The 4312-nt window shown below is 68.8% G+C and carries 5 protein-coding genes; all 5 read left to right on the top strand.

Translation table 11 applies throughout. From position 1 onward, the window contains the following. Positions 1 to 669 (top strand): DUF47 domain-containing protein (locus VGB60_RS06705; RefSeq protein ID WP_414644479.1); only part of this gene is annotated, 669 nt, incomplete at its 5' end. An 11-nt stretch (positions 670 to 680) separates the two neighbouring features. After that, positions 681 to 1682, top strand: a complete 1002-nt coding sequence (locus tag VGB60_RS06700; protein ID WP_331037490.1) for an inorganic phosphate transporter — start codon at positions 681 to 683, stop codon at positions 1680 to 1682. A gap of 11 nt (positions 1683 to 1693) precedes the next feature. Continuing rightward, the gene (locus tag VGB60_RS06695) at positions 1694 to 2116 is read left to right on the top strand and encodes an NUDIX hydrolase (RefSeq protein ID WP_331037489.1); all 423 of its coding nucleotides are present in this window, start codon (positions 1694 to 1696) and stop codon (positions 2114 to 2116) included. 52 nt (positions 2117 to 2168) lie between these two features. Then, positions 2169 to 3971 carry a M3 family oligoendopeptidase gene (locus tag VGB60_RS06690; RefSeq protein WP_331037488.1) on the top strand — a complete coding sequence of 601 codons (1803 nt, stop codon included), beginning with the start codon at positions 2169 to 2171 and terminating at the stop codon, positions 3969 to 3971. A 36-nt stretch (positions 3972 to 4007) separates the two neighbouring features. Next, a partial coding sequence (locus tag VGB60_RS06685) for a hypothetical protein (RefSeq protein WP_331037487.1) occupies positions 4008 to 4312 on the top strand: 305 nt, incomplete at its 3' end.

Here is a 4312-nt window from a genome sequence, read left to right as displayed (position 1 = left end):
GATGCGGTTTTCGGAGATTCGCCGATGCTGGGCTGGTTCCAGGCGCTGCTGCCCAAGGAAGACAACTTCTTCCGGCTGTTCGACGCGCACGCGGCGACCCTGATCAACGGCGCCGAGGCCCTGCGCAAGGTGCTGGAGGGCGGAGACGAGGTCCCGCACTGGTGCCAGAAGATCGTCGACCACGAGCACGAGGCTGACGAGGTCGCGCGTGAGGTGCTGTTCGCGGTCCGGCGCAGCTTCATCACCCCCTTCGACCGGTCTGACATCCGCGGCCTGACCAACTCGCTCGACGACTCCATCGACCAGATGCAGAAGACCGCCAAGGTCATCACCCTGTACGAGCTTCGCCAGTTCACGCCGCACATGCGCCAGCTGGGCGACATCGCGGTCGAGTCGGCCATCCTGACGGTCGAGGCGGTCAGCCTGCTGCCCGCAATGCGTCGCAACCACGGCCGCCTGAACGAACTCACCGAGAAGATCGCCCGGCTGGAGAGCGACAGCGACGCGCTCTACGACGCCGGCATGAAGGCTCTGTTCGAAGAGCACCGGCACAGCGATCCCATGGGCTTCATCACTGGCGCCGAGGTCTATGACCATCTGGAGAAGGTGGTCGATCGGTTCGAGGACGTCGCCAACCGGATCAACGGCGTTCTGGTCGAGCACCTGTAGGAGGCGGCCCGATGGACGGCCCGCTGCTGATCCTGATCTTCCTGATCGCCGTCGCCCTGCTGTTCGACTTCCTGAACGGTCTGCACGACGCCGCGAACTCGATCGCCACCATCGTGGCAACGCGGGTGCTGCCGCCGGTCTATGCGGTAGGCTGGGCGGCCTTCTTCAACTTCATCGCCTTCCTGTTCTTCGGGCTGCACGTGGCCGACACGATAGGGCGTGGGATCATTGATCCCGACGTCATCTCGGACCAGGTCATCTTCGGCGCCCTGATGGGAGCGATCAGCTGGAACATCATCACCTGGCTGGCCGGCATTCCGTCATCCAGCTCCCACGCCCTGATCGGCGGCCTGCTGGGGGCGGGGATCGCCAAGGCCGGGACCGGAGCCGTGGTGGTGGCCGGAGTGAGCAAGACCGTCGCGGCGATCTTCCTGTCGCCGGCCGTCGGGTTCGGGCTGGCGCTGCTGCTGGTGTTCATCGTGTCGTGGGTGTTCGTGAAGGCCAATCCGTCGTTCGCGGACAAGGTGTTCCGTCGGCTGCAGTTCGTGTCGGCTTCCGCCTACTCTCTGGGGCACGGCGGCAATGACGCCCAGAAGACCATGGGGATCATCGCCGTGCTGCTCTATTCGCGCGCCCCGCCCGGGTCGGAGTTCATTGTGCCGTTCTGGGTGGTCATCACCTGCCAGGCGGCGATTGCTCTGGGAACCCTGTTCGGCGGCTGGCGCATCGTTCACACCATGGGCTCACGCATCACCCGGCTCAGCCCGCAGCAGGGGTTCTGCGCGGAGACGGGCGGCGCGATCACCCTGTTTCTGGCGACCGGGATGGGCATTCCCGTGTCGACGACCCACACCATCACCGGCGCCATCGTCGGCGTCGGCGCGGCCCGGCGAGCCTCGGCCGTGCGGTGGGGCGTGGCGCGCAGCATCGTCACCGCCTGGTTCATCACCATGCCGGCGTCGGCGGCCATCGCCGCGGTTTTCTACTGGCTGGGCGGGACCTTCCTGAACTGATGAAGGGCGAGGTGATCCGTTCCGAGCGGGCCGAGCGGCGCCAGGTCGCGGCCCTGCCGTGGCGGCGAAGCGAGGGCGGCCTGCAGGTGATGCTGATCAGTTCGCGGGAGACCCGCCGCTGGGTCATCCCCAAGGGCGGCCGTATGGCCGGAAAGACGGACGCCGAGGCCGCCGCCCAGGAGGCGCTGGAGGAGGCCGGGATCGAGGGGCTGATCGCTCACGATCCGATCGGCACGTTTCGCTACGCCAAGATACTGAAGAGCGGCGCCGCGCGCTGGTGCGTGGTCTCGGTCTACCCGCTCGAGGTTACCGTCGAGCACGACGAGTGGCAGGAGCGGGCCGAGCGGGAGCGGGCGTGGGTCAGCCGCGACGAGGCGGTGCGGCGTGTCGATGAGCCGGATCTGAAGGTGCTGATCGCCGGCTTCGAGACCTGAACTCCACGCCGGTACGGTTGCGCCCGTCACGACCGGACCCCACAACAGGGGCATGAACGCGCCCTTCAAGACCCCCGCCGACCCGCTTGGCGCCCCGCTGTGGGACCTGTCCGACCTTTACGCCTCCACCGAGGACGCCCGCATCGAGGCGGACCTCGATCGCGCCCGGTCGCTCGTGGCGGAGCTCAACGCCCTGCAGGGGCGGCTGGTCGCCTCGCGCGCAGAACCGGAAGCGTTGGGAAGGGTGCTCGATCAGGCGGTGACGCTGTACGAACGGGCCTCCGACGTGCTGGGCGGCCTCGGCGCCTACGCCTTTCTCGCGGCCTCCACCAACCGCAACGACGCCGCGGCGCAGGGGTTCGAGGCGACGGTGCGGGAGCGGATGACGGCCATCGCCACGCCGACCATCTGGGTGACGCTGGAGGTGAACCAGCTCGACGAGGGCGAGGTGGCCGCGGCGCTTCAGGCGCATCCCACGGCGGCCCGCTGGACGCCTTGGCTGCGGCGCGTCCGGGCGATGAAGCCGCACGAGCTGTCGAGCGAACTGGAGACCTTCCTGGCCGAACGCGGCCCCATCAGCGCGCAGTGGCCGCGTCTGTTCGACGAGACGCTGGCGGCGATGAAGGTGTCGGCGGGCGAGGACGAGCTGACCCTCGCCGAGGCGCTGAACAGGCTGTCCGACCCCAAGGCGGCCCGACGTAAGGCCGCGGCCGAGGGGCTGAACGAGGCGCTGGCCGCCCGTGCCTCAACCATGGCGCTGGTGCTGAACACCGTCGCCGCAGACAAGGCGCTGGAGGACAAGTGGCGCGGATTCAGGCGGCCCGCTGACGGTCGGCACCTAGCCAACGAGGTCGACGGCGAGTCGGTGGACGCCATGGCCGAGGCCGTGGCCGCCGCCTATCCGCGTCTGTCGCACCGCTACTATGCCCTGAAAGCCAGGGCGCTGGGCAAGCCGGTGCTGGATCAATGGGACCGCAATGCACCCCTCGAGACCACCGCCCCCCGATCGTACGACTGGGCGCAGGGCCGCGAACTGGTGCTGGCCAGCTTCGCCGACCTTGGCCCGGAGTTCGCCGACCGCGCCGGCGGCTTCTTCGACAAGCCGTGGATCGACGGACGCGCTCGGCCCGGCAAGCAGTCAGGTGCCTACGCCCACCCGGTCACCTCCGACCGCCATCCCTATGTGTTCCTGAACTGGATGGGCGAGCGGCGCGACGTGCTGACGCTGGCGCACGAGCTTGGACACGGCGTGCACCAGACGCTGGCGGCGGGGCAGGGGAGCCTGCTGGCCGACACGCCGCTGACGCTGGCCGAGACCGCCTCCATCTTCGCCGAAGGCCTGACGTTTGACCGGCTGCTGAAGACGGCGCCGAAGGTCGAGCAGCGCGGCCTGCTGGCTGGCCGGATCGAGGACGGGCTGAACACGGTGGTACGCCAGATCGCCTTCCACCGCTTCGAGACCCGCTTCCACGACGAACGGGCGGCGGGCGAGGTGTCGGTCGAACGAATTGGGGCGCTGTGGCTGGGGGAGATGGGCGGGTCTCTGGGCCCGGCGGTGACGCTGAACTCCGGCTACGAACACTGGTGGAGCTACGTCAGCCACTTCGTCCACTCGCCCTTCTACGTCTACGCCTACGCTTTCGGCGACCTGCTGGTGGCGGCGCTGATGGAGACGCGGGCAAAGGACCCGGGGGCCTTCACGCCGCTGTATCGCGAGCTGCTGGCCGCCGGCGGGTCGAAAACCTATGTCGAGGCGCTGGCGCCGTTCGGGCTGAACCCGCGCGATCCGGCCTTCTGGACGATCGGCACGAAGCGGCTTGAGGGTCTGATCGATCAGTTCGAGGCGCTGGTCTGAGTTGACGCAGCCGCCGGGTCGCGCAAGCGTCCATGAATGCGCTTTCTGATCCTCGCCGCCGCCACCGCCGCTCTCGCCGCCACCGCCGCTCTCGCTGTCCCCGCCTTCGCACAGACTGCGCCCGCGCCGTCTCCCGCGGTTCGGGCCATGGCCGCCGGTTATAAGGCCCTGACGGTCTGCAGCGCGCTGAACACAGCGCGTGCGGCCGGCGGCGGGCGCACCGTGGAGAGCGTTGAAGCCAACGAACTGGTCGGCATCTACCCCGAGCTCGACGTGCTGGTGCGCGACATGCCCGCGGTGGTGAGTCCCGGTCGCGTCGAGGTCGCGTGGGACGAGGCCAT

The organism is Brevundimonas sp. (genome assembly GCF_036399195.1).
Lineage (GTDB): Bacteria > Pseudomonadota > Alphaproteobacteria > Caulobacterales > Caulobacteraceae > Brevundimonas.
This window is presented reverse-complemented; position numbering and strand designations above follow the sequence as displayed.